Consider the following 22,508-nt stretch of genomic DNA (forward strand, 5'->3'; position numbering starts at 1 on the left):
CCCTCCAGGCATGCCCCGGCGCTAGCTGAACACCTCGCCGGCAGCGGCCTTGTCCCGGGCAATCGCCGGCGGCGCAAAACGTTCGCCGTAGGCCGCCGCCAGCGCCTCGCAGCGTTTGACGAAGCGGTCGACGCCGTAGGTATTGACGAACTGGATCAGGCCGCCGGTCCAGGTGGGGGCACCGATGCCCATGATCGAGCCGATGTTGCCGTCGTCCACGCTGCGCAGCACGCCGCTTTCCAGGCAGCGCAGGGCCTCGATCACCTGGCGGAACAGCAGCCGCTCGCGCAGATCCTGCTCGTCGACGTCCAGGCCCGGCTGGTAGTAGAGCTCGAACAGGCGCGGCCAAATGTGCTTGCTGCCGTCTTCGGCGTATTCGTAGAAACCGCCACCGTGGTGGCGACCGCCGCGGCCGAATTCCTCGACCATGCGCGTCACCACCTCACGGGTCAGGCGGTTGTCGCTGAACTGGTCCAGCACGCCCATCTCGCGCCAGGTCTCCTCCGCCTTGCGGGTCAGCTCCAGGCTGACCTCGTCGTAGACCGCCAGGGGGCCCACCGGCATGCCCACGGCCTTGCCCGCGGACTCGATCTGCACTGGATGCACCCCCTCCCGGAGCATGCGCACGCCTTCATCCAGGTAGGTGCCGAAAGTCCGTGAGGTGAAGAAACCCAGGGAGTCGTTGACCACGATCGGTGTCTTGCGGATCTGGCGGGCAAAGTCATAGGCCCGCGCCAGGGTGTCTTCGCTGGTCTGCTCGCCGCAGATGATCTCCACCAGGGGCATCTTGTCCACCGGCGAGAAGAAGTGAATGCCGATGAAGTTGGCGGGCCGCGCGCTGGCTTCCGCCAGGCGGCTGATCGGCAGGCTCGAGGTATTCGAGCCCCAGACGGCGTTGTCGCCCAGGAGCGGTTCCAGCTCGCGGGTGAGAGCCTGCTTCAGGTCCAGGTTCTCGAACACCGCCTCGACCACCAGCTCGCAATCGGCCAGGCCTTCGGTGCCCGCGGTGGGGTGGATGCGCGCCAGTACCGCCTCGCGCTGCTCGGCGCTCATGCGGCCCTTGTCGACGCGCTTGTCCAGCAGGCGCTGGCTGTAGGCCTTGCCCTGCTCCGCCGCCTCCTGGCTGACGTCCTTGAGCACCACCTCGATGCCGGCCATCGCCGCGGCGTAGGCGATGCCCTGCCCCATCATGCCCGCACCGAGTACGGCGATCTTTTCCACGCGGCTTTTCGGCGGATCCTGGGGCCGGCTGCCGCCGCGATTGAGGCGGTTCATGGCGAAGAAGAAGGTCGAGATCATGTTCTTGGCCTCTGGCGTGACCACCAGCCGGGTCAGCCCGCGGGCCTCCACCCGCAGGGCGGTGTCGAGGTCGAGGCGCGCCGCCTCCACCGCGCAGTCGAGGATGGCCTCGGGTGCCGGCAGCAGGCCCCGGGTTTTCTTGAACAACACCGGCGCGGACAGGGTGATCAGCTGGGCGATATGCGGGCTCTTCACGTCGCCCCCCGGCAGGCGGTAGCCCTTGCGATCCCAGGGCTGGATCGCGGCATCGCTGTTGCCCGCCTGGCCGCGGATCCAATCCTTGGCTGCCGGCACCAGCTGTTCGGGGCCCTCCACCAGGGCATCCACCAGCCCCGCCTCCAGGGCCCTGGCGGGGTCGATGCGGGTGCCCTCCAGCAGGTAGGGCAGCGCCTTTTCCAGACCCAGCAGCTTGACCATGCGCACCACGCCGCCGCCCCCGGGCAGCAGTCCCAGGGTCACCTCGGGCAGGCCCAGCTGTACCCCGCGGTCGGCCCAGGCAATGCGGTGGTTGCAGGCCAGGCAGAGCTCGAAGCCGCCACCCAGGGCGGCACCGTTGATGGCCGCCACCACCGGCACCGGCAGTTTCTCCAGCCGCCGCAGGTCGCCCTTGATACTCAGGTTCTGGGCCATGAAGGCGTCCTGGTCTTGCGGCTGGACCGCCAGCAGGTCGTGCAGGTCACCGCCGGCAAAGAACACCTTCTTGGCCGAGGCGATGACCACCCCGGTGAGCCCCGTCTCCCGCTCCAGGCGGTCGACGGTTTCCTGCATGGCAGCACGGTACTCTTCGTTCATGGCGTTGACCGGACCGCTCATGTCCATGGTCACGGTGACGATGCCGTCGGCGTCTTTCTCGTACTTGAATACGCTCATCTCTGTCGCTTCCTCTTGTCTGCAGCCGCGGACGCTTACACGCGCTCGATAATGGTGGAAATGCCCATGCCGCCGCCGACGCACAGGGACAGCATGCCCCGGCGCAGCTGGCGGCGCTCCAGTTCATCCAGGACGATGCTCACCAGCATGCCGCCGGTGGCGCCCAGCGGGTGACCCATGGCAATCGCCCCGCCGTTGACGTTGGTCACCGCGTGGTCGATGTCCAGATCGCGCATGTAGCGCAGGGCCACCGAAGCGAAGGCCTCGTTGATTTCCCACAGGTCGATGTCCGCTGGCGTGAGCCCCGCCTTCTGCAGGCACTTTTTCGCCGCCGGGCCCGGGCCGGTGAGCATGATCACCGGGTCAGTCGACAATACCGCCGTCGCCACGATGCGCCCACGGGGGGTCAGCCCCAGGTCCTTGCCGGCCTTTTCACTGCCGATCAGCACCGCGCTGCTGCCGTCGACAATCCCCGAGGAGTTGCCCGGCGTGTGCACATGATTGATGCGCTCGAGGGTGGTGTATTTCGCCAGGATGACGTCGTCGAAGCCCAGCTGCCCGGGCATGACAAAGGAGGGCTTCAGGCCGGCCAGGCCCTCCAGGGTGGTATTCGGCTTGATGAAATCATCGCGCTCGAGAATGCCCAGGCCGTTGGCGTCGCGCACCGGCACCACCGAGCGGTCGAAATAGCCATTGTCCCGGGCGTGGGCCGCGCGGCGCTGGGATTCCAGGGCGAAAGCATCGACGTCCTCGCGACTCCAGCCCTCCAGGGTGGCGATGGTATCGGCACCGATCCCCTGGGGCACAAAACCGCTCTTCAGGCTGAAGCCGGCGTCGCCGCCCATGGGGCCGCCGCTGGAGCCCATGGGCACCCGGGACATGCACTCGATGCCACCGGCGACTACCAGATCCTCCCAGCCGGAGGCGACCTTCTGGGCCGCGATATTGACCGCCTCCAGCCCGGAGGCGCAGAAGCGGTCGAGCTGGACGCCGGCCACGGATTCGTCCCAGTCCGCGTTCTGCACGATCATCTTGGCAATGTCGCCGCCCTGCTCGCCCACCGGGCTGACACAACCGAAGACCACATCGTCGACATAGGCGGTGTCCAGCTGGTGGCGCTCCTGCAGGGCGCGCAGCAGGCCGGCGCCGAGGTCGACGGGCTTGACCTCGTGCAGGCTGCCATCGGCCTTGCCCTTGCTGCGCGGCGTGCGCAGGGCGTCGTAGATGTAGGCGGTATTGGTCATGGGGCTCCCCTGATTGACAGAGACGCTGCCGACAGCGTCGGTTGGCAATGATGGGGAGAGTCTGTGCCCGGGGGCAGGCAGTGACAATGATGCCAGCCGCTAAAAAAATTGACCGGAAATGACAGGCGCCCGCGGCGCCGGGGCAGCGGCGTTCCGGGCGCGGGGTTCGGAGCGCTGCCTGCGCCCCGGCCAAGGCAGTGCTCGCCTAGGCGAGTACCTCCTCGAGAAAATTGCGCAGGCTCTGCCAGGAGCGGCGGTCGGCGGCGGCGTCGTAGAGGGCCCCGAAATCGCGATCATTGGCGTTCGGGTTGGTGAAGGCATGCAGGGTGTTGCCATAGGCGTGAATCTGCCAGTCGGCACCCGCCTCACTCAGCTCCGCGGCCAGGGCCAGCACCGTGTCCGGCTGCGCCATCGGGTCGTCGTAGCCATGCAGGCAGAGTACTTTCGCCGTGATCGGCGTGCCCGCGGTGTTGCCCGGGGGATTGAACAGGCCGTGGAAGCTGACCACGCCGCGCACATCGGCACCGCTGCGGGCCAGGTCCAGCACCGTCAGTCCGCCAAAGCAGTAGCCGATGGCCGCGCAGCGTCCGGCATCGACTTCCGGCTGCTCGCGCATGACTTCGACCGCCCTGCCGATCAGTGCCTGCAGGCCGGCGCGGTTTTCCAGGTGAGGCGCAATCAGGGCGCGGCATTCCTCTGCGCCCTCGCCGCGCACGCCGCTACCGAAGAGATCGGCGGCGAAGGCGACATAGCCCAGTTCAGCCAGAGCCTGGGCCCGTCCCGCCTCGAAATCGCCGCGGCCGGCCCAGGTGTGGGCAATGGCCACGCCGGGACGCGAGCCCTGGTGGCTGTCGTCCCAGACCAGCAGCCCCTGGTAGCTGCGGCCGGCGTGCGTGTAGTCAATGCTTCGCATCTGGATGGTCATGCTCTCTCCTTGGTTGTCAGGCGTGCTGAATCGCTTGCCGGGGCCACCACCCGCAGTGAGGGACCGCTGTCACCTTGCTGCACCAGGCCGTGGATTTCCACCCCGCGTCGACTGTGCTGCAATGCGTGCAGAAAACCGAGAATTTCCCGGGTAATTCGCTGCCCGGGCACCAACACCGGGATGCCCGGAGGATAGGGAACGATCTGGTCCGCGGCAATGGCCTGCTCCAGCGCGGGGTTCGGGCCCTGGCGGGCGTCGCCCAGGGGCAACAGACTGCTGGCACCGAAGTAGGCCTCCCGCGGCGGCATCACGACGGCACTGAGGGGCGGCAGTGGCGGCGGGCCCTCCTCTGCCCGGGGGCGTCCTGCCGGCCCGGGCGCGTCCGCTGCCAGGCGGGCAAAAGCCTGCAGCAGACGCAGCAGTTTGCTTTCGGTGGTGCCCGGGGTGACCAGCAGGCTGAGGGTGTTGTGGGTCGTTTTTTCCACCTGGATGCCCGCCTCGTTGAACAGCCGCAGCTGGATCTCGCGGGCGCCCAGGCCGGAGCCGGAGACATCCACACTGACCTTGCAGGGATCCAGGCGAATGCCGTCGTCGAGGATTTCCGCGGGCAGCATGTCACCCAGCTCAAGTACCCGGAACACGCCGCTGCGCTGGATACCCTCGCGCAGCCGCCGCGCCAGATCAAAGGCGCGCTGCAGCAGGCTGAATCCCTCCAGGCTCATCTGCTTGCGGGCGACGTCGAGGCTGGCAATCATGGCGTACTGGGGGCTGGTGGACATGTGCATGTTGAGGTTTTCCCGGAAGCGGTGCTCGTCGAAATCCGGGTCGCCCACGTGGATCATGCTGGCCTGGGAGAAGGCCGAGAGCATCTTGTGGGTGCTCTGGCTGACATAGTCGGCGCCGCACTCCAGCGCGGTCGGCCTGAGTTCCGGGTGAAAGGCACCGTGGGCGTACCAGGCCTCGTCCACCAGCACCTTGACCCCCGCCGCGTGGGCCTCGGCGATGATCGGCGCCAGGTCATAGCGGAAGCCGTCGTAGGTGCAGCTGGTCAGGACCAGCAGGCGCGCATCCGGGTGCGCCGCGAGGGCGGCGCTGATACGCTGCCGCGGTACCGGCCCATAGAAGCCGTAGCGCGGATTGACCGAGGCGGCGAGGTAGACCGGCTGGGCACCGAACAGCACCACCGCGTGGTGGATCGACTTGTGGCAGGCCTGGTCCACAATCACCTTGCCACCGTTGCCCACCAGCTGCTGCAGGATGACCTTGTTGGCGGTGGAGGTGCCGTTGGTGAGGAAAAAACTGTGCCGGGCGCCGAAGGCCTCCGCCGCCAGCACCTGGGCCTCGTGAATCACGCTGTGGGGTTCGAGCAAGGAGTCCAGTGACTGCACCGAGACCGAGAGATCGGTGTTGAAAATGTGCTCGCCCATGAACTGGTAGAAGTCACTGACCCAGGGGCTGTCACGCAGGCTGCCGCCGCCGGAATGCCCCGGCGTATGCCACGCATCCCGGGCGCTGTAGACATAGTCCTTGAGGGTGTCGGCGAAGGGGGTGCGCGCCCGCCGCCCCAGGGCGTTGCGCAGCTGGCGGCACAGGTGCTCCGGGCGCAACTCGCGACGGTCCAGCAGAGCCACCCGCCCCGGGCAATCCTCGCCCGGCGCCCCGCCGGTCATCAGGAACAAATCCAGCTCCGGACGCCGCATGCGCAGGGCAGCGAGCGCCTCGCGGCTGGCGCTGACCGCGTCGCTGTCGACCACCACCGCCTGCAGCTCGCCACTCCGCGAAGCCAGCGCCAGGGTCGCTTCCAGGCTCGCGCAGTGCTCGAACTGCAGCATTGGCCCGCGACGCTCCAGGGCGGCACAGCTTGCCAGCGCTTGGCGCAGCGCCTCCGCTGCCGGCGTGTCCGGCAGCAACAGGGCCACCAGTACCCGACAATCCCGACTGATCCCGTCCACGACCACCCTCCCCTGCCGGCGCGCGGCCTAGGCCTTCGATTCACCGTCCTCTGCTACCCGAGCGCCACCACCGCGGCGGGTATAGGCTTCGGGGTCCAGTCGCCGCATCTCGGCTTCGATCCAGTGCTCGATTTCGTCCATCAACTCGCCGGGCTCGCGGCCGGTGGCGGAGACCGGCGTGCCGATAGAGACATCGATGACCCCGGGAATGAAGGAAAAAGTGCGCGCCGGCCAGCAGCGGCCGGAGGTGACTGCGATGGGAATCACCCAGGCACCGGTGGCCACCGCCAGCCGCGTGGCCCCGCTCTTGTAGTTGCCCTTGCGTCCGCGCCGGGTGCGGGTACCCTCCGGAAACATGATGATCCACTTGCCTTCGTCCATCAGCTGGCTGCCCTGGCTGGCGACCCGGGACCAGGCTTCGCTGCGCTTGCTGCGATCGATGTGGACCATGCGCAGACGCCCCAGCGCCCAGCCAAACACCGGGATCCGCAGCAGCTCCTGCTTGAACACATAGGCCAGGGGGTGCGGGGTCATGCTGGGAAAAAAGAAGGTCTCCCAGGTCGACTGGTGTTTGGCGCAGAGAACCACCCGCCGCATGTCGTCCGCGGGGGGCAGGTTCTCGGCCCCCTGCACCCGGTAGCGCACGCCACCGATCCAGCGCGCGGCGCCCATGACACCCCGCAACCAGGGCACAGCGATCATCCACCACAGGCGCTGGTCATTCACCAGCGGCGACAACAGCACCAGCAGCAAGCCCGCGGGCACCAGCGTGACCACAATCCAGATAAAGACCAGCAGAGAACGCAGCCACCTCATGTCGCGGCACCCTCACGCGTGGGCAGCCCCACCGCCTGCAGGAACTCGCCGACATTCAGCCAAGCCTCCTCGGCCTCGGGCAGCTCCGGGGTAAAGATCTGCCAGACATGTACCAGTTGCGGCCAGCTCTGCAACTCCACGGGGGAGCCCGCGGCCTGCGCCCGGGCAACGTAGCGGCGCGCATCGTCCAGCAGCATTTCCTGCTCACTGACCTGCAGCAGGACCGGGGGCAGACCAGCCAGCGAGCCGCGCAGGGGCGACACCTCGGGGACACAGGGACGGTGCCGATGCAGCCACCAGGTGAGCCACCAGAGCAGTGGACGCGGGACCCGCAGCAGCGGTCGGAACAGGGGCCCCAGCAGGACGTCGCTATCCGCGTTGCGGCGCAGGCTGGGGCTGGCGAAGGTGAGGTCCGTGGAAGGCGAGAAAGCCAGGGCTGCATCCGCCTGGCGCAGCCCCTGGTCGCGAATCCAGGCCAGCAGGGACAGGGTCAGGCTGCCGCCCGCCGAGTCGCCCGCCACCAGCAGGCTTTGCGCCGGGGACGGCCCCTCCGGGCCGTTCTCCAGCAGCCACTCCCAGGCCAGGCGAGTGTCCTCGATGCCGTCGCCGCGCCGGTGCTCCGGCATCAGGCGATAATCCAGGGCCAGCACCGCGGCGCCGGTCAGGCGCGCCAGGCGGTCAGTCATGGTGCGGTGGCTGCGCGGGCTGCCCGCGACCCAGGCGCCCCCGTGGAGGTAGAGCACCCGGTAGGCCGGGTCGACGTCCGGGGGCAGCACCCATTCACCGTGCACCCGACCGGCGGACACCGGGACCACCCGCGAGACAATCTCGCGCTCGCCACCCAGTCGATCCATGGCCTCGCGCAGGGCCCTCAGCCGAGCCCGGCCACGCAGCCCGGCGGCACTGCCCAGCAAGCTGCGCAGCAGGGCCACAACCTCGCCGTGTTCAGGGCTGGGCGGGTGCTCGGGCGCGGGCGGTGGCGGCAGGTCCCAACGGGACAGGTCCGTCCCGCCCAGTCCCCGCCAGGTCCACAGACCCAGCAACAGGGCCCCCAACAGCAGCCAGATCATGCGCTTACCTCGGCATCTCAGAAGGCGTGCATTAAAGCAGAATGCGCGGCGGCGGCACAATGCAACGGGACATTGATGACACAGACGCTATACTGAGACACTTTGCCCCGCAGTAACCCGGACTGATTGTAGCGCCAGTGAAGAAACCGCAGACCAAGGCAGAATTGCGCGCCACCCTGGAGCGGGAGATGCGGCGCTACCTGAACGCCGGCGGGCAGGTGGAAAGCGTGCCACCCGGCACCAGCGGTCGCGATCCCGATGGCTCCCGCTACACCACCACCAGCCTGTTCAACGAGCCGCGCCCCAGCCGCACGCCGGTGGATGGCGTGATTGCGGCAATCGAGGCCCGGCGCCAGGCGATGCGCCAACGGCCGCCCGCGCGCCGGGTGCGCAAGCGCGATGCCGGCGGTCGGCAACGGGTCATCTACGATGACTTTGGCGAGCCGGTACGGCGGGTTTGGGACGACAGCAAGTAAGCCCGCTCAGGGAGTCGCCCCGGCGCTGGCTTCGTCGCTCGCCAGGGGCTGTGCGGTATGGTCGGCCTCCAGCAGCAGGTCAAAGCGCTCCCGGGGGATGTATACCGTCAGTTGCTGCCCGGCGAGCAGTTCGCCGGCGCGGTATTCGCGCCCGTCTATCGTGGCCCGCCAGTCGGGAGGCACTCGCAGGCTGCGCTGGTGACCGGTGCTCCCGTCATTGTGCAGGGTCCTGATGGTAATGCGGTTCCCCGTGGTGCGGACCACTTCGATACTCGCCTTGGCGTAGAGGCGCCCATCCCGCTGATAGATCCCCTGGCAGATGTTCTCGACGTCGGGGTAGGCCCGGTGCACCGCCTCGGACCAGCGCAGGGTGGCGCAGCTGGGCAGGCGCGTGTCAATGTCGTACTGGGCGGATGCCGGCACGGCAATCCAGAGGGCGAACAACAGCAAAAACGGCATGGCCTTACCTCGTGCGTGCTCAAGGTCTACAGTGTAGTCAGGGGGCACGCCCGTGGCGAGCGTCCCGGTGCCGCAGGAGGGCGCAATCTGGCCACCGGCGAGCTGCGTATACAGGGCAATTGCACGAGAGGCCCCTGGCATGATTGAACTGCACGAGAAAATCGACGTTTCCCGCCCGCTGTCGGAGGTCTTCCGCTACGTGGCCGATTTTCGCAGTGCCGCGGAGTGGGACGACAGCGCTTTTGCCGCGAGTAAATGCACGCCCGGCGCTCCCGGGGTGGGAAGCGGTTTCCGCGTCAGCTGCTCCCTGCCCCTGGGCAGCCTGACACTGGACTACACGCTGACCCACCTCGAACCCGAACGGGCCCTGGAGTTGGTCGGGCACAGCCGCCTGATGTCCGTGCACGACACCATACACTTCAGCGAGCACGCCGGCGGCACCCACATCGATTACCGCGCGCGCTTCACCCTGCGTGCGCCCCTGGACCGCCTCGAGGGGCGACTGCGGGAAGGGCTGCAGCGCATGGGGCAGCGCTCGATTGAAGGTTTGCGGGAGGCCCTGGAGGACAACTTTCCCGCGCCGGAGGCAGCGCCCGACACCCGCCGCGCCGACCGCTGGCTGCTTCCCGGCCTGGCCCACTTCTCCCGCTGGGGCTATCGTCGCGGGAAGCGGCGCTGGAAGCCGATGAGCGCAGACCTGCGCGGGCGCCATGTGCTGATCACCGGAGCCAGTTCTGGCATCGGCCTGGCCACCGCGGAAGCGCTCGCGGCCCGGGGCGCCCAACTGACCCTGGTGATTCGCAATGAGAACAAGGCGCGAGACCTGCTGCGCCACCTGGAACGGGAAACCGGCAACCGCAACCTGCACGTGGAGCTGGCAGACCTCAGCCTGATCAGCGAAGTCGACCGTCTGAGCGCCTTGCTGCAGGAAAAACAGCGACCGGTGGACGTGCTGATCAACAATGCCGGGGCCCTGTTCGATCGCCACGAAAACACCCCCGAAGGGATCGAGCGCAGCCTGGCCCTGCTGCTGCTCAGCCCCTGGCACCTGACCGAGTCCCTGCTGCCCCTGTTGCAGCCCGGCAGCCGGGTTCTGAATGTGGTCTCCGGGGGCATGTACACTCAGCGACTGCGGGTGGACCGGCTGGAGATGTCCCCCGACCGCTTCGACGGCAGCGTCGCCTACGCCCGCGCCAAACGCGCGCTGATGGTGCTCACCGAACAATGGGCGCAGGATTGGGCGACGCGCGGCATTGTGGTCAACGCGATGCACCCCGGCTGGGCCGACACCCCAGGGATACGGGCGGCCCTGCCCGGCTTTCACCGCCTGACGCGGCCCATCCTGCGCAGCCCCGCCGAGGGCGCGGATACGCTGATCTGGCTGGCCGCCGCCACGGAGGCCGGCAAGGTCAGCGGCCAGCTCTTCCTCGACCGCGAGCCCCGCACCACCCACCTGCGCGAGACTACGCGGGAAAACCCCCGGGAGCGGGAACAGCTGCAGCCGGCATTGCAGGCCTGGCTGCAGCGAGCGCGCGGGGCCTGAGGGCCGACAACAAGGCGCTTGCACCGCGGCGACAGGCTACGCTACCGTAGCTTTTTCACCGCAGGAGTCGCCCCATGAGCGCAGCATCCCCGACACCTTTCCGGGTCGAGATCGATCAGGCCTCCCTCGACAGCCTGCGCTCGCGGCTGGCACAGACCCGCTGGCCCGATGCCGAGACCTGCACCGGCTGGGACCAGGGGCTGCCCCTGGACTACGCCCGGGAACTCGCGGACTACTGGCAGAATGACTACGACTGGCGCCGCTGCGAGGCGGAACTCAACCGCTGGCCCCAGTTCACCACCCCACTGCAGGGTCTGGACATCCATTTCCTGCATGTCGTCTCTCCCGAACCGGACGCCCTGCCCCTGGTCCTGACCCACGGCTGGCCGGGCTCCATCCTCGAGTTCCGCAAGGTCATTGACGCCCTCGCGGATCCGCGCGCGCACGGCGGAGACCCCGCCGATGCCTTCCACGTCGTGGTGCCCTCCCTGCCGGGCTACGGCTTCTCCGGCAAGCCGCGGGCAAGCGGTACCGGGGTGGAGAGTATCGGCCGCATGTGGGGGGAGCTGATGGCGCGCCTCGGCTACACGCGCTACGTCGCCCAGGGGGGCGACTGGGGCAGCATGGTCACCCAGAGCATGGCCCAGACGGAGGGCGAACACTGCGCGGGGATTCATATCACCATGCCGATCGTCAGCCCGGCCGCCGACACCCTGGAGGATCTGAGCCCCGCGGAACAGTCCGCACTGCAGGCCATGGAGTACTACCAGCACTGGGGCTCCGGCTACTCGAAACAGCAGGCCACGCGCCCCCAGACCCTGGGTTACGGCCTGGCGGATTCGCCGGTTGGCCAGATGGCCTGGGTGGTCGAGAAATACCGCGAGTGGACCGACTGCGAGCGCGACGGTGTGCGCCACCCGGAACACATCCTCTCCCGCGATGAACTGCTCGACACGGTCATGCTTTACTGGCTGACCAACAGCGGCGCCAGCTCGGCCCGCCTGTACTGGGAGAGCTTCCACAAGCCCGATCTGAGCCCGATCGACATGCCCACCGGCTGCTCCATCTTCCCCGGGGAGATCTTTCGCAGCAGCAAGCGCTGGGTACAGCAACGTTTCAGCCAGCTGATTCACTGGAACGAGCTGGACCGGGGCGGGCACTTTGCCGCGCTTGAGCAACCCGAGCTCTTCCTCGGGGAAGTGCGCGATTGCTTCCGCCGCCTGCGCTGACCCCACGACACCACAGGGAATCTTGCATGTACGACAAACCCGCCCCCGACGAGGAAGGCGTCTTCAACCCCTTTGCCTCCGAAGACATATCGCCGCCCTACTCCGCGCACTGGGAAGCCAAGCGGCGCCTGGCACAGGCCCTGCGGGAGCTGACCGATACGATGGTCACCAGCAACACCTCCACCGAGCACCTGAGCCAGGTGGCCGAGGCCATTGAGGCACAGACGCGAAACCTGGAAACGGGGCCGCGCCTCTACGGCGTCAAGGCCTTCATGCACTCCGGCGAGCACGGTCGCCACGGCGAGGTCAACCACGAACTCAACGCGGTGGGCGGCTGGAGCAACCCGCTGTCGCCGGGCCTGAACATGTGGGTGGAGGGCACCGAGGCCTGGGGCACTGTCACCTGCCACCACGGCTATGAAGGCCCGCCGGGCTTCGTCCACGGCGGCTTTGTCGCCGCCATCTTCGACCAGTTCCTCGGCATGGCCCAGATCATGGGCAAGTCACCGGGCATGACCGGCACGCTCACCGTGCGCTATCACCGGCCCACGCCACTGAACACGGAGCTGCGGCTGCACGCCGACCTGCAGGAAAATGTGGGCCGCAAGACCCGGGTGACTGGCGAGATGTACGCCGGCGATACCCTCACGGCGAGCTGCGAGGCGCTCTTCGTTCGCCCGCGCCAGCCGCTCCCCGAGCGCTGACAGGCGCCACCCACGGGAGACCACAAGCCCGGGCCGCAAGCGCGGCGGTATGGTGGGGCGCAGGCCTCAGTCGTCGGCGCTGTCGCGGGTATTCAGGACCGGGCTCAGGGGCGAGGCGGTTCGCGCGGGCTGGCCCTTGTCGCGCTGCCGGCTGCGGGTCTCCAGAATATTGAAGCCGGGTGTATCCAGGGGATGTCCCTTCACAGGGTTTGCCGCCGCGGGCCACGGCACCGGACTCGCGGGCAGAGAAACCTCCGGGACCTCCGAGACCTCCGAGACTTGCGGAACTGGCAGGTCCTGCGGATCCTGCGTTACCTGCGGATCCGGGTCGCCACCGCTTTCGCTTGTGAGCGCCACGACCGCCGCCGCGACAGGCTCTTCGGAGGGGCTGGCCCCGGGTCGACGCTGCGCCTGACGCCTGGCTTCCTCGTGCCAGCGGCCATAGCTCAGACTGCGTGTCGGGTCCGGAGGGCTCGCGGGGTCGAAGGCCGCCTGGTCGGCGAGAAAACGGCGCAGAAAGCCCTGGAAGAGCGGCAGCCAGTCCGCGGTCAGCCAGGCCTGTTGCAACTGGCTACCACGCATCAGCAGCAGTTGCCCCGGCGGCTCCCCGAATATGCCCGTGAGCAATTCCGCCGCCAGGCAGAGGTGAACCCTGGCCTCCGCCCGGGCCAGGGGCTGGGTGACACAGGGCAGGTAGCGCGGCTGACCTTCTGCTGCGCCCTCGCTGTCCCGGCGCAAGAGGTTGCAGGGCATGGAAAAACCGCGGTCGGCCAACTGGCCGTCGATCACCCAGTCGATCCCGGCGCGCAGGGCCTGCAGCGTGGCCTGGCGCCGCTGGGGCTCGGGCTGGCCGCGCTCGACCACCACCACCGAACCTTGCAACTGCTCGCGCAGCTCCGCCTGGGAGAACACCGAGGAAACCGGTGGCGCGGCTCCTGGGTCCGGTTCCGGTCCCTGCCCCGCACCCGCCTCCAGCCGCCGGCGCTCCATCCAGAACGCAAAAGGCGAGGACGCGTAAAGCAGCAGATCATCGGCATCGTACAGCGGTGTCTGTCCCGCGCTGGATGGCATCATGGTCCCGTACACAGTGGTTCGCCCCGGGCATCATAAACGCAGGCGGGGGCCCGCTGTCCAGTCCCGGCGGGAGCGCCGGGCTCAGGGCCGCCGATAAACGCGGGCCCCGCCGACCCAGGTGCCCTCGACCTCGAGCTCGCGCATGCGATAGGGGTCCTCCAGCGGGCTGCCCGACAGCAAGACCAGGTCGGCCAGCTTGCCGGGTTCCAGGGAGCCCCGCTCGTCAGCCTGGAAGATCTGCCAGGCGGCGTCGATGGTCACCGCGCGCAGGGCGGTCATCACATCCACCCGCTGTTCGGGGCCGAGCACGTCGCCCCCGAAGGTCTCCCGGAACACCAGGCTCCAGGCGGCCTGCAGGGGCAGCATGGGGGTGACCGGCGTGTCCATGTGGGAGCTGAAGCGCAAGCCGGCCGCCTTGGCCCAGGCCGCCGGGCTAATGCGCGACGCGCGTTCCGGGCCGAGGAAGATATCCCGGTGACGATCGCCCCAGTACCAGGTGTGGGCGGCGAAAAAGCTCGGGGTCACACCCAGCTCCGCCATCCGCTGCACCTGGTCCTGCCGCAGCATCTGGGAGTGAATCAGAATCAAACGCGGGTCCTCCACCGGGTGGGCCCGCTGGGCGGCGGCAAAAGCATCCAGGATATCGTCGATGGCGGCATCGCCGTTGCCGTGTACCGCCATCTGGTAGCCGGCCGCATGCAGCCAGGCTATCTGCTCGAACAGTTTTTCCCGCAGCACCGCCGGGTAGCCCCGGTACTCGGCATCGCCGTGGAAGGGGCTGTGGTAGGGCTGGCGCAGGTAGCCGGTGTAGCCCTGGATGCTGCCGTCGGCGATGATCTTCACGGCCCCCATATCCAGGCGTTCGGTCTGATAATCCGCGGGGTCGTACTCCCCCGAGCGCATCAGCTCGCGGAACTCGCTCTCCATCGGAAAGACTTCCAGCCGCAGTGGCAGCATGCCCAGCCGGGTGACCCAGTGCATGCCGGTGACAGTGCGCGGATCGGCACCGCCGATCTGCGCGGTGGTGACCCCCTGGGCCAGGTACTCCCGACTGGCCAGCTTCACCATGCGCAGCATGTCCATGACACCGACATCCAGCATCGCGGCGGCAACCCCGAGGCGGGCGCTCTCCTCCAGCAGACCGGTGGGCTCACCCGAGACCGGATCGCGGGCAATCACGCCGCCTTCGGGGTCCGGCGTGTCGGCGTCGATCCCCACCGCCGCCAGGGCCGGACTGTTGGCCACGACCATGTGCCCGGAGACGTGCAGCAGGCCGATCGGATGCTCGGTCGACACACTGTCCAGTTCCGCCCGGGTCGGGTGGCGCTGCTCCGCGAGCAGAGTGTCATCATAGCCGAAGCCACTGACCCACTCCCCCTCCGGTGTGCGCTCGGCCACCTCCCGCAAGCGCTGCAGCAGCTCCTCCATGCGCGTCACGCTGCCCACGGGGGGGCTGCTCAAGTCCACCGCCACGGCCCGCAGGCCGGAGCCCGGGAAGTGGCCGTGGGCATCGATAAAGCCGGGCAGCAGGGTGCGGCCCCGCAGATCGATCACCTCGGTCTGCTCGTCCACCAGGGCCATGATGGCGTCGCTGCTGCCCACCGCCTCGATGCGCTCACCGCGCACGGACACGGCCTCCACCACCGGGTTGTCGGCATTCATGGTGAGCACCTCACCATTGATAAACACCTGGTGGGCAGGTGGCTCCGGCAGCCGGGTGGCCATCTGGAACAGGGTGAATAAACCTGCCAGCAGCGCCAGCGCGACCAGGGTGACGGTTTTCCAGCTCATGCGCGAAAGCCCCCCTGCCTTCAGGCGGCGCTGCCGAGCAACAGCTCAGCCAGCTGTGCACGGTGCCAGCGGGCATCGCCCCAGAGCATCTGCGAGTGCTTCTGCCGCTTGAAGTAGAGGTGCACATAGCACTCCCAGGTGAAGCCGATGCCACCGTGGTACTGCACGGCGCGGCTGCTGGCAAAGGCGGCCATGTCACTGGCACTGGCCTTGGCCATGTGAGCGTACTGACCGGCCTTCTCGACTTCGGTGTCACAGGCACAGGCGGCGTTGTAGACCAGTGATTTGGCCTCGTCGATCTGGATCATCACATTGACCAGGGGGTGCTTGACCGCCTGGAAGAATCCGAGGGTGTGATCGAACTGCTTGCGGGTGTTCACATACTCGACCGTGGTCTGCAGCAGCCACTCACCGGCGCCGACCATGTCCGCGGCCAGCAGGCTCCAGACCGCCGGCATGGCGCGATCCAGCGCGGGTAACGCATTGTCGGCAACCGCCGTCGCGGCCGCGCCCTGGAAGTCCACATGCCCCTGGTCGCGGGTCAGATCGACAATCGCGTCGGCGTGGCAGCTGACGCCCTGCGCTGACTTGTCCACCCAGTACAGGCCCAGGCCACCGCTGTGGCGGGCGCAGACCAGCAGGCGATCGACCTTGCCCAGTTCCTGGACAAACCAGCCAGTGCCGTACAGGGCCCCGTCGCGATACTCCACTTCACTGTCCCCCGGACGCTGGTCGCCCTGGCGGTTGGCCAGCACCAGCGTCGCCGCCTGCCCCTCGGCGATTTCCGCCAGGGCTTCACTGCCCGCCTCGCCACAGGCGCCGAGGACATAGGTGGTTGCCAGCGTGCTGAGCAGGGGGCAGGGGAAGGCCGCGCGTCCCACCTCTTCCACCAGGCCCGCCACCGCCGCCACCGGCATGCCGACGCCACCCGCGGACTCCGGCACCGCCAGCAGGGTCCAGCCCAGATCCACCATCTGTTGCCAGAGCTCCCGGTCCCACTGGCACGCGGGCACCCGCTCGGGATCGTGCTCCGCGGCGACCAGGGCGTGCAGCCGGTCGGCACCAAAGTGTTCACTGAAAAACTTGCGCGCGGATTCCTTGAGCAGGGCCGCCTCTTCGCCGAAACCGAAATTATTGGGTTGTGTCATGTCGCCCTCCTCCTCACTTGCTCTTCGGCATGCCGAGCACGCGCTCGCCGAGAATATTTCGCTGGATCTCACTGGTGCCCGCGGCGATGGTCATGCCGTAGGAGTTCAGGTAGGACAGCGGCCACTGGCCGCCGGCGGGGGCCTTGTCGTCGGCCAGGTACAGGGTCGAGCCCATGCCCTCGACGTCGACCGCCAGGGCCGCCAGGTCCTGGGCCAACTCGCTGATGACCAGCTTGTGCTGCAGGGGCAGCCGCATGGGGTGGTCCAGGAGTGCCTGCACCCGCTGGCGGCGCTGGTTCTGGCGAAAGCCCTGCTCGCGGATCAGCAGCGCCATCAACCTGTCGCGCAACAGCGGGTCGGCTGACGCCGCCCGGCCCTCGCGCTGGATGTTCTTCGCCAGGTCCATCACCGCGCTGGCGGAAATGGTGTGGGCGGAGCGATTCTTCATGCCGCCGGCCTGGGGCGTTTTCAGCTCGCCGGCGCCGCGCTCGTGCAGCAGCGTGGTCATGGCTACCTGCCAGCCCTTGCCCAGCTCATCCAGGCGGTAGCGGTCATCCACCTCGAGATTGTCGAAGATCACCTCGTTAAAGCCGGTCTCCCCGGTGATCTTGATCAGCGGCCGCACGGTGACGCCCTTGCCCAGGGCCGCGCGAATCGGGACCACGAAATAGGACAGGCCATCGTACTTGTGGGATTTGTCGGTGCGCAGCAGGATGATCATCCACTCGGCGAAATGCGCCAGGGAGGTCCACACCTTGTGGCCGTTGATGATCCACTTGTCGCCCCGCTTTTCGGCAAAGGTCTGCACACTGGCGAGGTCGGAGCCGGCACCGGGCTCACTGAAACCCTGGCACCAGATGTCCTCGCCGGAAAACAGCCGGGGCAGCAACTCCTGCTTCACCGCCTCCTGGGCGTGGTAGAACACCGTGGGCGCCGCCATGCCGAGGCCGATGACATTGGGGAAAAACGGCGTCCGGGCCGCCTGCATTTCCTCGTTGGCGACACGCTGGCAGTCCTTGCGACCGCCCCCACCAACCTCGACGGGATAGTCACAACCCACCAGGCCCGCCTCATAGGCGGCCTTCTGCCAGGCCTGCAGGTAGTCCAGCTGTTCACGGGTCATGATCTCCAGGGGCGTCTGCGGCAGGCGGACCGGCGGTTCAGCGGGGCTGTTCTCCGCCAGCCACTGCCGGCACCAGGCGCGGAATTCGGCCTGTTCGGGGGTATCCTTGCGGGCATCTTCAGACATGCGTCGTGTTCCTCTTTCTCTGTTATCCGGGCCAATGTGTTCGCTGCTTACGCCGGGGCAATTGTGGCCAGACAGGCCCGGCGCGACAAGTGGCAGGCGCGCGTGCAGCGAGAGTCGGCTTCAATAGTGGGGGGGCACTTCCGCCGCCGGGTCGCCGGGCAGCTGGTCGAACAAGCTGCCCTCCTCCAGGCGAGACTCGAGAGCGAGCAGCCGGCGCTGCAGACGCAGCACCAGCTGTTGCTGCTCGGCCAGGGCGTCCTGCAGGGTCTGCAGGGTGTCGTCCTGGAAGGCCAGTCTGCTCTGCAGATCTTCCAGCTGGGCCTGTACATCCGGGCCTAGGCTCACGGTTTACCTCGTTGCGGTTCTCAGGGAGCGGGCAGGCTAATATACTCCTCCGCTGCGCTCAATGACCGGAAGTTGCCATGTCCCCTGCCCAATCCGCTAACAGCCGCCGCGTCTACTCCACCGACGGCGGCCGCCACTGTCCCGCCTGTCAGCGCCCCGTCGACGACTGCGTCTGCCGCGCCGAGAGCCGGCCGGACAGTGGCGACGGCATTGTCCGTCTGCATCGGGAGAGCAAGGGCCGCGGCGGAAAATCGGTGACGGTGGTACGCGGCCTGCCCCTGACCGGCAGCGAGCTGAAGGCACTGGCCAAACAGCTCAAGCAACGCTGCGGTACCGGGGGTGCGGTCAAACAGGACAGTATCGAGATACAGGGCGATCAGCGGGAACTGCTCAAGGGCGAACTGGAGTCGCGCGGTTACCGGGTCAAGCTGGCCGGCGGATGAAGCGGCAAAAAGCGGGAATAGTTCTCAAATCTCTGCTGTAAGCTGCTCTTTTGATGGGAAAACCCCGGCAAGTCGTGCTAAAAGTGAGGCACGCTTTGGTCGGGCGTACGACAACAAGATGGCAGTGGAGTGAAACCGCGCCCGATCCTTCCCGAGAGGTAGAGGGCCATGTATGCCAGCAGCGAGCAACTGAGAGAGCAGGTCATCCGTCCAGCCCTGGAATACCTGGAAATGTGGACGTCCGATGCCGAGGATACCCTGCTGCAAGCCCTGCACGAGGCGCCTGAACTGGGGCTTTTTTCCCATCGCCCGGAAGGACTGGGCCTGTTTCGCATCACCCCCGCACAGCACCGCGACATCTGGGACCGCTACCTGGCCTTCCAGCCCGACCTCGCCAGCCGTGTGCGCGGGCTAGCCAGTCAGCGCGCCTTTCTCGCCAACCCCGACCGCGAACTGCAAACCAACCTCGGCTATTGCACCGCGATTGCCTGGCTGCTCTATCAGCGCTCCCGTGTCGAGCAGTCGGCTGTCCCCCGGGAAGTCATTTCCGCCTGACGCAGCAGCTGCGATGGGCAGTACAGCAGATCCTCCGGCCGATCGATATCCACGCGCTCCGGCAGCAGACCCACCTCCCAACCCGCCTCGCGGGCATTGATCAAGCTGCGCGCCAGTACCCTGCCACTCCCCCAGGGAACCCCATCGAACAGCGCATCCACCGGCTGACGGCTTCCAACCAGGACATAGCCGCCATCGCGCGCCGGGCCGAGCACCACCGGGCAGTCTTCCAGGCGCGCCAGGGCCTGTCCCAGAAAGGCCGGGTCGAGGCCGGGACAGTCGCTGCCCACCAGCAAGACACGCGGCGCACTGGCCAGCCCCTCTCGCAAGGCGGCAGCCATCCGCGCGCCCAGGTCCGCCCCCCGCTGGGCATGCACCGACTCGACGCCAGCGGCCAGGCAGTCGGTGAACAGCGCATGGCCGGTGTCCCCGGCCACCCACAATTGCACCCGCGCCTGGGGCACCTGCAGCAGCTGCTGACAGGTGTGGCGCACCAGGGCCTGATGGAGATTGCAGGCACCCTCCGCGCCCAGGGACGGAATCAGGCGGGTTTTCACGGCACCGGGTTGCGGGGCCCGGGCGAACTGGATCAACAGTGCCGACATCCTAGCGGCGCCCGTAATAGAGGGAATGGAGCCGCTGCGGTGAGACCCCGCAGAAAAAGGCCAGACGCAGGCCCCACATCTCCAGCACGGTCCGCATCACGCCGCGCTCCCGCCATCGGCGCGCCGAGGTGCTGACCCGCAGGGGCAGGACCCGGGGCGGGCAGTGGCGGCGCAGACGACGACACAGCTCGACATCCTCCATGAGGGGAATGCCCGCAAAGCCGCCCTGTGACCGGTACACATCCCGGCGAATCCACAGCATCTGGTCGCCGGTACCGATGCCACTGGCCCGCGAACGCAGATTGATTCCCGCCTGCACCAGCTTCAACCCCGGCCCTGCCCCGGCCAGCTCGACCCGGCAGAAGCCCCACTGGGCGCCGGACACCAGCGAGGCCCGCAACTGGTGCTCTGAAAACAGTGGACGGGTATCCGCGTGGAGGAACAGCAGCCACTCGCCGCGGGCAACCCGGGCGCCCAGGTCCATCTGCCGTGCCCGGCCACGCTCCCCGATCAGCACCTCCGTGGCCAGGGGCAGCGCCGCGGCAACGCTGCCGTCGCCACTGCCACCGTCCACCACAATCCGCTGAGCCCCGGGAAAGTGCTCCGCCAGCCAGGCCAGCGTCACGCCGATATTCGCGGCCTCATTGAGCATCGGTATCACGAAGCTCAGGACGGAATCGTCGCGGAGAGTCCCGGGGCTAGCGTGGGCCATCTAGTAGGACTGCCGCCATTCCTGCTCGCTGAGCAGGGTCCCCTCCTCCCCGGCCAGACGGCGGAAGATCAGGTTGTAGGCGAGCACGTTTTTGACGTAATTGCGGGTCTCCCGGAAGGGAATGCTCTCGATCCAGACGTCCACCGGGACCTGCTTGTCGACACCATTGCGCCAACGGGCCACCCGCGCCGGCCCCGCGTTGTAGGCCGCCATGGCAAATACGCGATTGCCGGCGTAGCGATCCAGCAGTTCGCGGTAATAGGCACTGGCCAGCATGACGTTGTGATCGACGTCGTAGAGCGCACTCTCGCTGTGACGCACACCCAGCCGGCGGGCCACCTGGGCCGCTGTTGCCGGCATCACCTGCATCAGCCCCCGGGCCCCGACCGGCGAGCGGGAGCGGGGGAAAAAGGCACTCTCGCGCCGGGCGATGGCCATCAGCTCGCTGCCGGGCACACCGCGAAGTTCACCATAGCGCGCAAAGGTGTCACGCCAGGCCAGCGGGAAGCGCAGGTCGAGCAGGTCCCAGGCGCTGGCCTGGCTGGCCGCTTCGATTGCCATGCGGTGCCAGCCGCGCTCGCTCGCCATATAGCCGAGGGTAAGCAGCTGCTCTGCGGGGGCCAACTGAAGCAGGGCCGCCCACTCCGAGTGGGCCAGCATGACCTCGTCGTGATAGAGCAGCTCGCGAACCCGCGCGAGCCCCGGTTCGAGACTCGCGGCCAGGGGTGCCGGCGCCTCCAGGCGCCGGTGCTGCAGCCCGGGTTCCCGCCCGAGGCGCTGGGCCGCCAGGAAGCCGTGAAAGTCGCGCTCGCCGGCCAGGGTTTCCAGCAGCGCGTCCGCCTCTGCCTGCTGCCCGGAGGCCGCCAGTGTGCGGGCTCGCCAGTAACGCCAGGTCGGTTCGTTGCGCGCGCTCTCCGACAGACTATCCAGGGCGCCTGCGACCGCGGCCCAGTCCTGCTCGGCAATCGCCCAGCGCAAACGCAGCTCGACAATATTGTCGTCCCCCAGGCGGTCCAGCGCTTCATCGAGCCACGCCAGGTTGGCGCGAGAACGGGCAAACAGGCTGCGCCAGGCCAGCGCGGACTCCGCCAGCTGCACCTGTTCCGGGGAAAACGCCATTTCCCGCCGGTAGGCCTGCCAGGCCTGGAGCGCTTCCCGCTCGCGGTAGCGAGCCAGGTAGGCGATGCCGCGAGCGACGGTATCGGCCGTGCGGGTATCCGCCGCCGCGGGCACCAGGCTGCGCAGCCGGTCGGGCTGGGCATAGACAGCGCGCAGGCGCTCTGCATCGCGTCGCAGCTCGGCGCTGGACTTGCTCACGACGTAGTTGAGCAGACCGCGTTCGCGGGCATCGAAGGCAGCCAGCAGCCGCGACCAGACGTGTTCATCCGTGAGTCCACCCGCGCGCATCCAGGCCGCAAACAGGGGGTCGCAGGCCTTGGGACGCGACTCGCCGTGTACCCAGAGGCTCGCGGCTCCAGCGCGTGCAAGTGCCCGGTCTCCCCCTGCCCAGTGGGCGCGGAAGTAGTAGCACTTGAGGTCGATACTGTTGGGTTCCCGTGGCATCACGGCCAGGAAATCCGCCCAGCGCTCGCGGCGGCCCAGGGTGTCCAGGTAGCGCGAGAGCAGCCGGTTGGGCAGTGCCGAGCCGCGACTGCGCTGGAGGAAATCCGTCGCGACAGCGGGCTGCAGCCCCGCCAAGTCGGCGCTGAGGGCCAGATAATCCAGATAGATGGCCAGCGGGTAGTCGTCCAGGGCGGCCCGCTGTCGGCGAAAAGTGGCCCAGTCGCGGTCACCCGCGGCCTCCCGGGCCAGGCGGTAGGCCTGCCGCTGGCGTTCCAGGGTTGCATCGCCCTGTGCCAGGGCAGCTGGCGGCAGCAGGACCGCCAGAAACAGCAGGCAAGACAGTAACAGGCCGCTTGAGCGCAAGGGGATTACCCTCAGTCCGTGTGGGAGTGTCCGGCCGGGTCAGCACCCGGTGGCGAGGCCCATAGACTGAGGG

21 protein-coding genes are annotated in these 22,508 nt (G+C 68.0%); 6 read left to right on the plus strand and 15 right to left on the minus strand.

Going from position 1 to position 22,508, the window contains the following annotated elements; translation table 11 throughout:
- Positions 1-21: 21 nt before the first annotated feature.
- The 6 genes from ACYVGS_RS00540 to ACYVGS_RS00565 all read right to left on the minus strand — a co-directional run bounded on the left by ACYVGS_RS00540 (position 22) and on the right by ACYVGS_RS00565 (position 8,176).
- Positions 22-2,169, minus strand: coding sequence for a fatty acid beta-oxidation multifunctional protein (locus ACYVGS_RS00540; RefSeq protein ID WP_460586673.1), 2,148 nt, complete (start codon positions 2,167-2,169; stop codon positions 22-24).
- A 35-nt stretch (positions 2,170-2,204) separates the two neighbouring features.
- Positions 2,205-3,413: an acetyl-CoA acetyltransferase gene (locus ACYVGS_RS00545; RefSeq protein WP_460586674.1), complete on the minus strand. Its 1,209-nt coding sequence runs from the start codon at positions 3,411-3,413 to the stop codon at positions 2,205-2,207.
- A gap of 205 nt (positions 3,414-3,618) precedes the next feature.
- Positions 3,619-4,338, minus strand: coding sequence for a dienelactone hydrolase family protein (locus tag ACYVGS_RS00550; RefSeq protein ID WP_460586675.1), 720 nt, complete (start codon positions 4,336-4,338; stop codon positions 3,619-3,621).
- Complete coding sequence (locus ACYVGS_RS00555) at positions 4,335-6,290, minus strand: aminotransferase class I/II-fold pyridoxal phosphate-dependent enzyme (protein WP_460586676.1); 1,956 nt, start codon at positions 6,288-6,290, stop codon at positions 4,335-4,337. Before ACYVGS_RS00555 ends, ACYVGS_RS00550 begins: the two co-directional genes overlap by 4 nt.
- A 27-nt stretch (positions 6,291-6,317) precedes the next feature.
- A complete protein-coding gene (locus ACYVGS_RS00560; RefSeq protein WP_460586677.1) occupies positions 6,318-7,106 on the minus strand; it encodes a lysophospholipid acyltransferase family protein in 789 nt (262 codons plus the stop codon).
- On the minus strand, positions 7,103-8,176 hold the full coding sequence (locus tag ACYVGS_RS00565) for an alpha/beta hydrolase (protein WP_460586678.1): 1,074 nt from the start codon (positions 8,174-8,176) through the stop codon (positions 7,103-7,105). The genes ACYVGS_RS00560 and ACYVGS_RS00565 overlap by 4 nt, the downstream gene beginning before the upstream one ends.
- A 137-nt stretch (positions 8,177-8,313) precedes the next feature.
- On the opposite strand from ACYVGS_RS00565, the gene ACYVGS_RS00570 reads away from it, so the two are divergent.
- The gene (locus tag ACYVGS_RS00570) at positions 8,314-8,652 is read left to right on the plus strand and encodes a hypothetical protein (RefSeq protein ID WP_460586679.1); all 339 of its coding nucleotides are present in this window, start codon (positions 8,314-8,316) and stop codon (positions 8,650-8,652) included.
- Between the two features lie 6 nt (positions 8,653-8,658).
- Here the strand turns inward: ACYVGS_RS00570 and ACYVGS_RS00575 are convergent, their stop codons facing one another.
- Positions 8,659-9,111 carry a hypothetical protein gene (locus ACYVGS_RS00575; protein ID WP_460586680.1) on the minus strand — a complete coding sequence of 151 codons (453 nt, stop codon included), beginning with the start codon at positions 9,109-9,111 and terminating at the stop codon, positions 8,659-8,661.
- Between the two features lie 139 nt (positions 9,112-9,250).
- Here ACYVGS_RS00575 and ACYVGS_RS00580 point away from each other — a divergent pair, with 139 nt between their 5' ends.
- The 3 genes from ACYVGS_RS00580 (at position 9,251) to ACYVGS_RS00590 (ending at position 12,587) form a co-directional block, all read left to right on the plus strand.
- Complete coding sequence (locus ACYVGS_RS00580) at positions 9,251-10,654, plus strand: SDR family NAD(P)-dependent oxidoreductase (protein ID WP_460586681.1); 1,404 nt, start codon at positions 9,251-9,253, stop codon at positions 10,652-10,654.
- A 74-nt stretch (positions 10,655-10,728) separates the two neighbouring features.
- Positions 10,729-11,883, plus strand: a complete 1,155-nt coding sequence (locus ACYVGS_RS00585; protein WP_460586682.1) for an epoxide hydrolase family protein — start codon at positions 10,729-10,731, stop codon at positions 11,881-11,883.
- A 26-nt stretch (positions 11,884-11,909) separates the two neighbouring features.
- The gene (locus ACYVGS_RS00590) at positions 11,910-12,587 is read left to right on the plus strand and encodes a PaaI family thioesterase (protein ID WP_460586683.1); all 678 of its coding nucleotides are present in this window, start codon (positions 11,910-11,912) and stop codon (positions 12,585-12,587) included.
- Between the two features lie 66 nt (positions 12,588-12,653).
- On the opposite strand, the gene ACYVGS_RS00595 is transcribed toward ACYVGS_RS00590, so the two are convergent.
- From ACYVGS_RS00595 to ACYVGS_RS00615, 5 genes are all read right to left on the minus strand, one after another.
- Positions 12,654-13,661, minus strand: a complete 1,008-nt coding sequence (locus ACYVGS_RS00595) for a hypothetical protein (RefSeq protein ID WP_460586684.1) — start codon at positions 13,659-13,661, stop codon at positions 12,654-12,656.
- A gap of 81 nt (positions 13,662-13,742) precedes the next feature.
- Entirely contained in the window at positions 13,743-15,452 is a 1,710-nt protein-coding gene (locus ACYVGS_RS00600; protein WP_460586685.1) for an amidohydrolase, read from the minus strand.
- 20 nt (positions 15,453-15,472) lie between these two features.
- Entirely contained in the window at positions 15,473-16,600 is a 1,128-nt protein-coding gene (locus ACYVGS_RS00605) for an acyl-CoA dehydrogenase family protein (RefSeq protein ID WP_460586686.1), read from the minus strand.
- Between the two features lie 13 nt (positions 16,601-16,613).
- Positions 16,614-17,849, minus strand: a complete 1,236-nt coding sequence (locus ACYVGS_RS00610) for an acyl-CoA dehydrogenase family protein (protein WP_460586687.1) — start codon at positions 17,847-17,849, stop codon at positions 16,614-16,616.
- Between the two features lie 120 nt (positions 17,850-17,969).
- Entirely contained in the window at positions 17,970-18,194 is a 225-nt protein-coding gene (locus tag ACYVGS_RS00615; protein WP_460586688.1) for a SlyX family protein, read from the minus strand.
- A 77-nt stretch (positions 18,195-18,271) separates the two neighbouring features.
- Between ACYVGS_RS00615 and ACYVGS_RS00620 the strand changes: the two genes are divergently transcribed.
- Both ACYVGS_RS00620 and ACYVGS_RS00625 read left to right on the plus strand, forming a co-directional pair.
- A complete protein-coding gene (locus tag ACYVGS_RS00620; protein WP_460586689.1) occupies positions 18,272-18,637 on the plus strand; it encodes a translation initiation factor in 366 nt (121 codons plus the stop codon).
- Between the two features lie 168 nt (positions 18,638-18,805).
- Positions 18,806-19,192 carry a hypothetical protein gene (locus ACYVGS_RS00625; protein WP_460586690.1) on the plus strand — a complete coding sequence of 129 codons (387 nt, stop codon included), beginning with the start codon at positions 18,806-18,808 and terminating at the stop codon, positions 19,190-19,192.
- On the opposite strand, the gene ACYVGS_RS00630 is transcribed toward ACYVGS_RS00625, so the two are convergent.
- The 3 genes from ACYVGS_RS00630 to ACYVGS_RS00640 are packed head-to-tail and all read right to left on the minus strand — an operon-like array spanning position 19,138 to position 22,435.
- Positions 19,138-19,797: a TIGR04282 family arsenosugar biosynthesis glycosyltransferase gene (locus tag ACYVGS_RS00630; RefSeq protein WP_460586691.1), complete on the minus strand. Its 660-nt coding sequence runs from the start codon at positions 19,795-19,797 to the stop codon at positions 19,138-19,140. The two genes, ACYVGS_RS00625 and ACYVGS_RS00630, sit on opposite strands and share 55 nt — an antisense overlap.
- Before the next feature lies 1 nt (position 19,798).
- Entirely contained in the window at positions 19,799-20,509 is a 711-nt protein-coding gene (locus ACYVGS_RS00635) for a TIGR04283 family arsenosugar biosynthesis glycosyltransferase (protein WP_460586692.1), read from the minus strand.
- Positions 20,510-22,435, minus strand: coding sequence for a transglycosylase SLT domain-containing protein (locus ACYVGS_RS00640; protein ID WP_460586693.1), 1,926 nt, complete (start codon positions 22,433-22,435; stop codon positions 20,510-20,512). It abuts the gene before it with no gap.
- Between the last annotated feature and the right edge of the window lie 73 nt (positions 22,436-22,508).

This window comes from Haliea atlantica (assembly GCF_054779855.1).

Coding starts and splice junctions, on each gene's coding strand:
- ACYVGS_RS00590 (WP_460586683.1), top strand. CDS start 11,910: ATGTACGACAAACCCGCCCCCGACGAGGAAGGCGTCTTCAACCCCTTT.
- ACYVGS_RS00585 (WP_460586682.1), top strand. CDS start 10,729: ATGAGCGCAGCATCCCCGACACCTTTCCGGGTCGAGATCGATCAGGCC.
- ACYVGS_RS00605 (WP_460586686.1), bottom strand. CDS start 16,600: ATGACACAACCCAATAATTTCGGTTTCGGCGAAGAGGCGGCCCTGCTC.
- ACYVGS_RS00600 (WP_460586685.1), bottom strand. CDS start 15,452: ATGAGCTGGAAAACCGTCACCCTGGTCGCGCTGGCGCTGCTGGCAGGT.
- ACYVGS_RS00560 (WP_460586677.1), bottom strand. CDS start 7,106: ATGAGGTGGCTGCGTTCTCTGCTGGTCTTTATCTGGATTGTGGTCACG.
- ACYVGS_RS00580 (WP_460586681.1), top strand. CDS start 9,251: ATGATTGAACTGCACGAGAAAATCGACGTTTCCCGCCCGCTGTCGGAG.
- ACYVGS_RS00575 (WP_460586680.1), bottom strand. CDS start 9,111: ATGCCGTTTTTGCTGTTGTTCGCCCTCTGGATTGCCGTGCCGGCATCC.
- ACYVGS_RS00550 (WP_460586675.1), bottom strand. CDS start 4,338: ATGACCATCCAGATGCGAAGCATTGACTACACGCACGCCGGCCGCAGC.
- ACYVGS_RS00595 (WP_460586684.1), bottom strand. CDS start 13,661: ATGATGCCATCCAGCGCGGGACAGACACCGCTGTACGATGCCGATGAT.
- ACYVGS_RS00620 (WP_460586689.1), top strand. CDS start 18,272: ATGTCCCCTGCCCAATCCGCTAACAGCCGCCGCGTCTACTCCACCGAC.
- ACYVGS_RS00545 (WP_460586674.1), bottom strand. CDS start 3,413: ATGACCAATACCGCCTACATCTACGACGCCCTGCGCACGCCGCGCAGC.
- ACYVGS_RS00630 (WP_460586691.1), bottom strand. CDS start 19,797: ATGTCGGCACTGTTGATCCAGTTCGCCCGGGCCCCGCAACCCGGTGCC.
- ACYVGS_RS00635 (WP_460586692.1), bottom strand. CDS start 20,509: ATGGCCCACGCTAGCCCCGGGACTCTCCGCGACGATTCCGTCCTGAGC.
- ACYVGS_RS00625 (WP_460586690.1), top strand. CDS start 18,806: ATGTATGCCAGCAGCGAGCAACTGAGAGAGCAGGTCATCCGTCCAGCC.
- ACYVGS_RS00565 (WP_460586678.1), bottom strand. CDS start 8,176: ATGATCTGGCTGCTGTTGGGGGCCCTGTTGCTGGGTCTGTGGACCTGG.
- ACYVGS_RS00540 (WP_460586673.1), bottom strand. CDS start 2,169: ATGAGCGTATTCAAGTACGAGAAAGACGCCGACGGCATCGTCACCGTG.
- ACYVGS_RS00610 (WP_460586687.1), bottom strand. CDS start 17,849: ATGTCTGAAGATGCCCGCAAGGATACCCCCGAACAGGCCGAATTCCGC.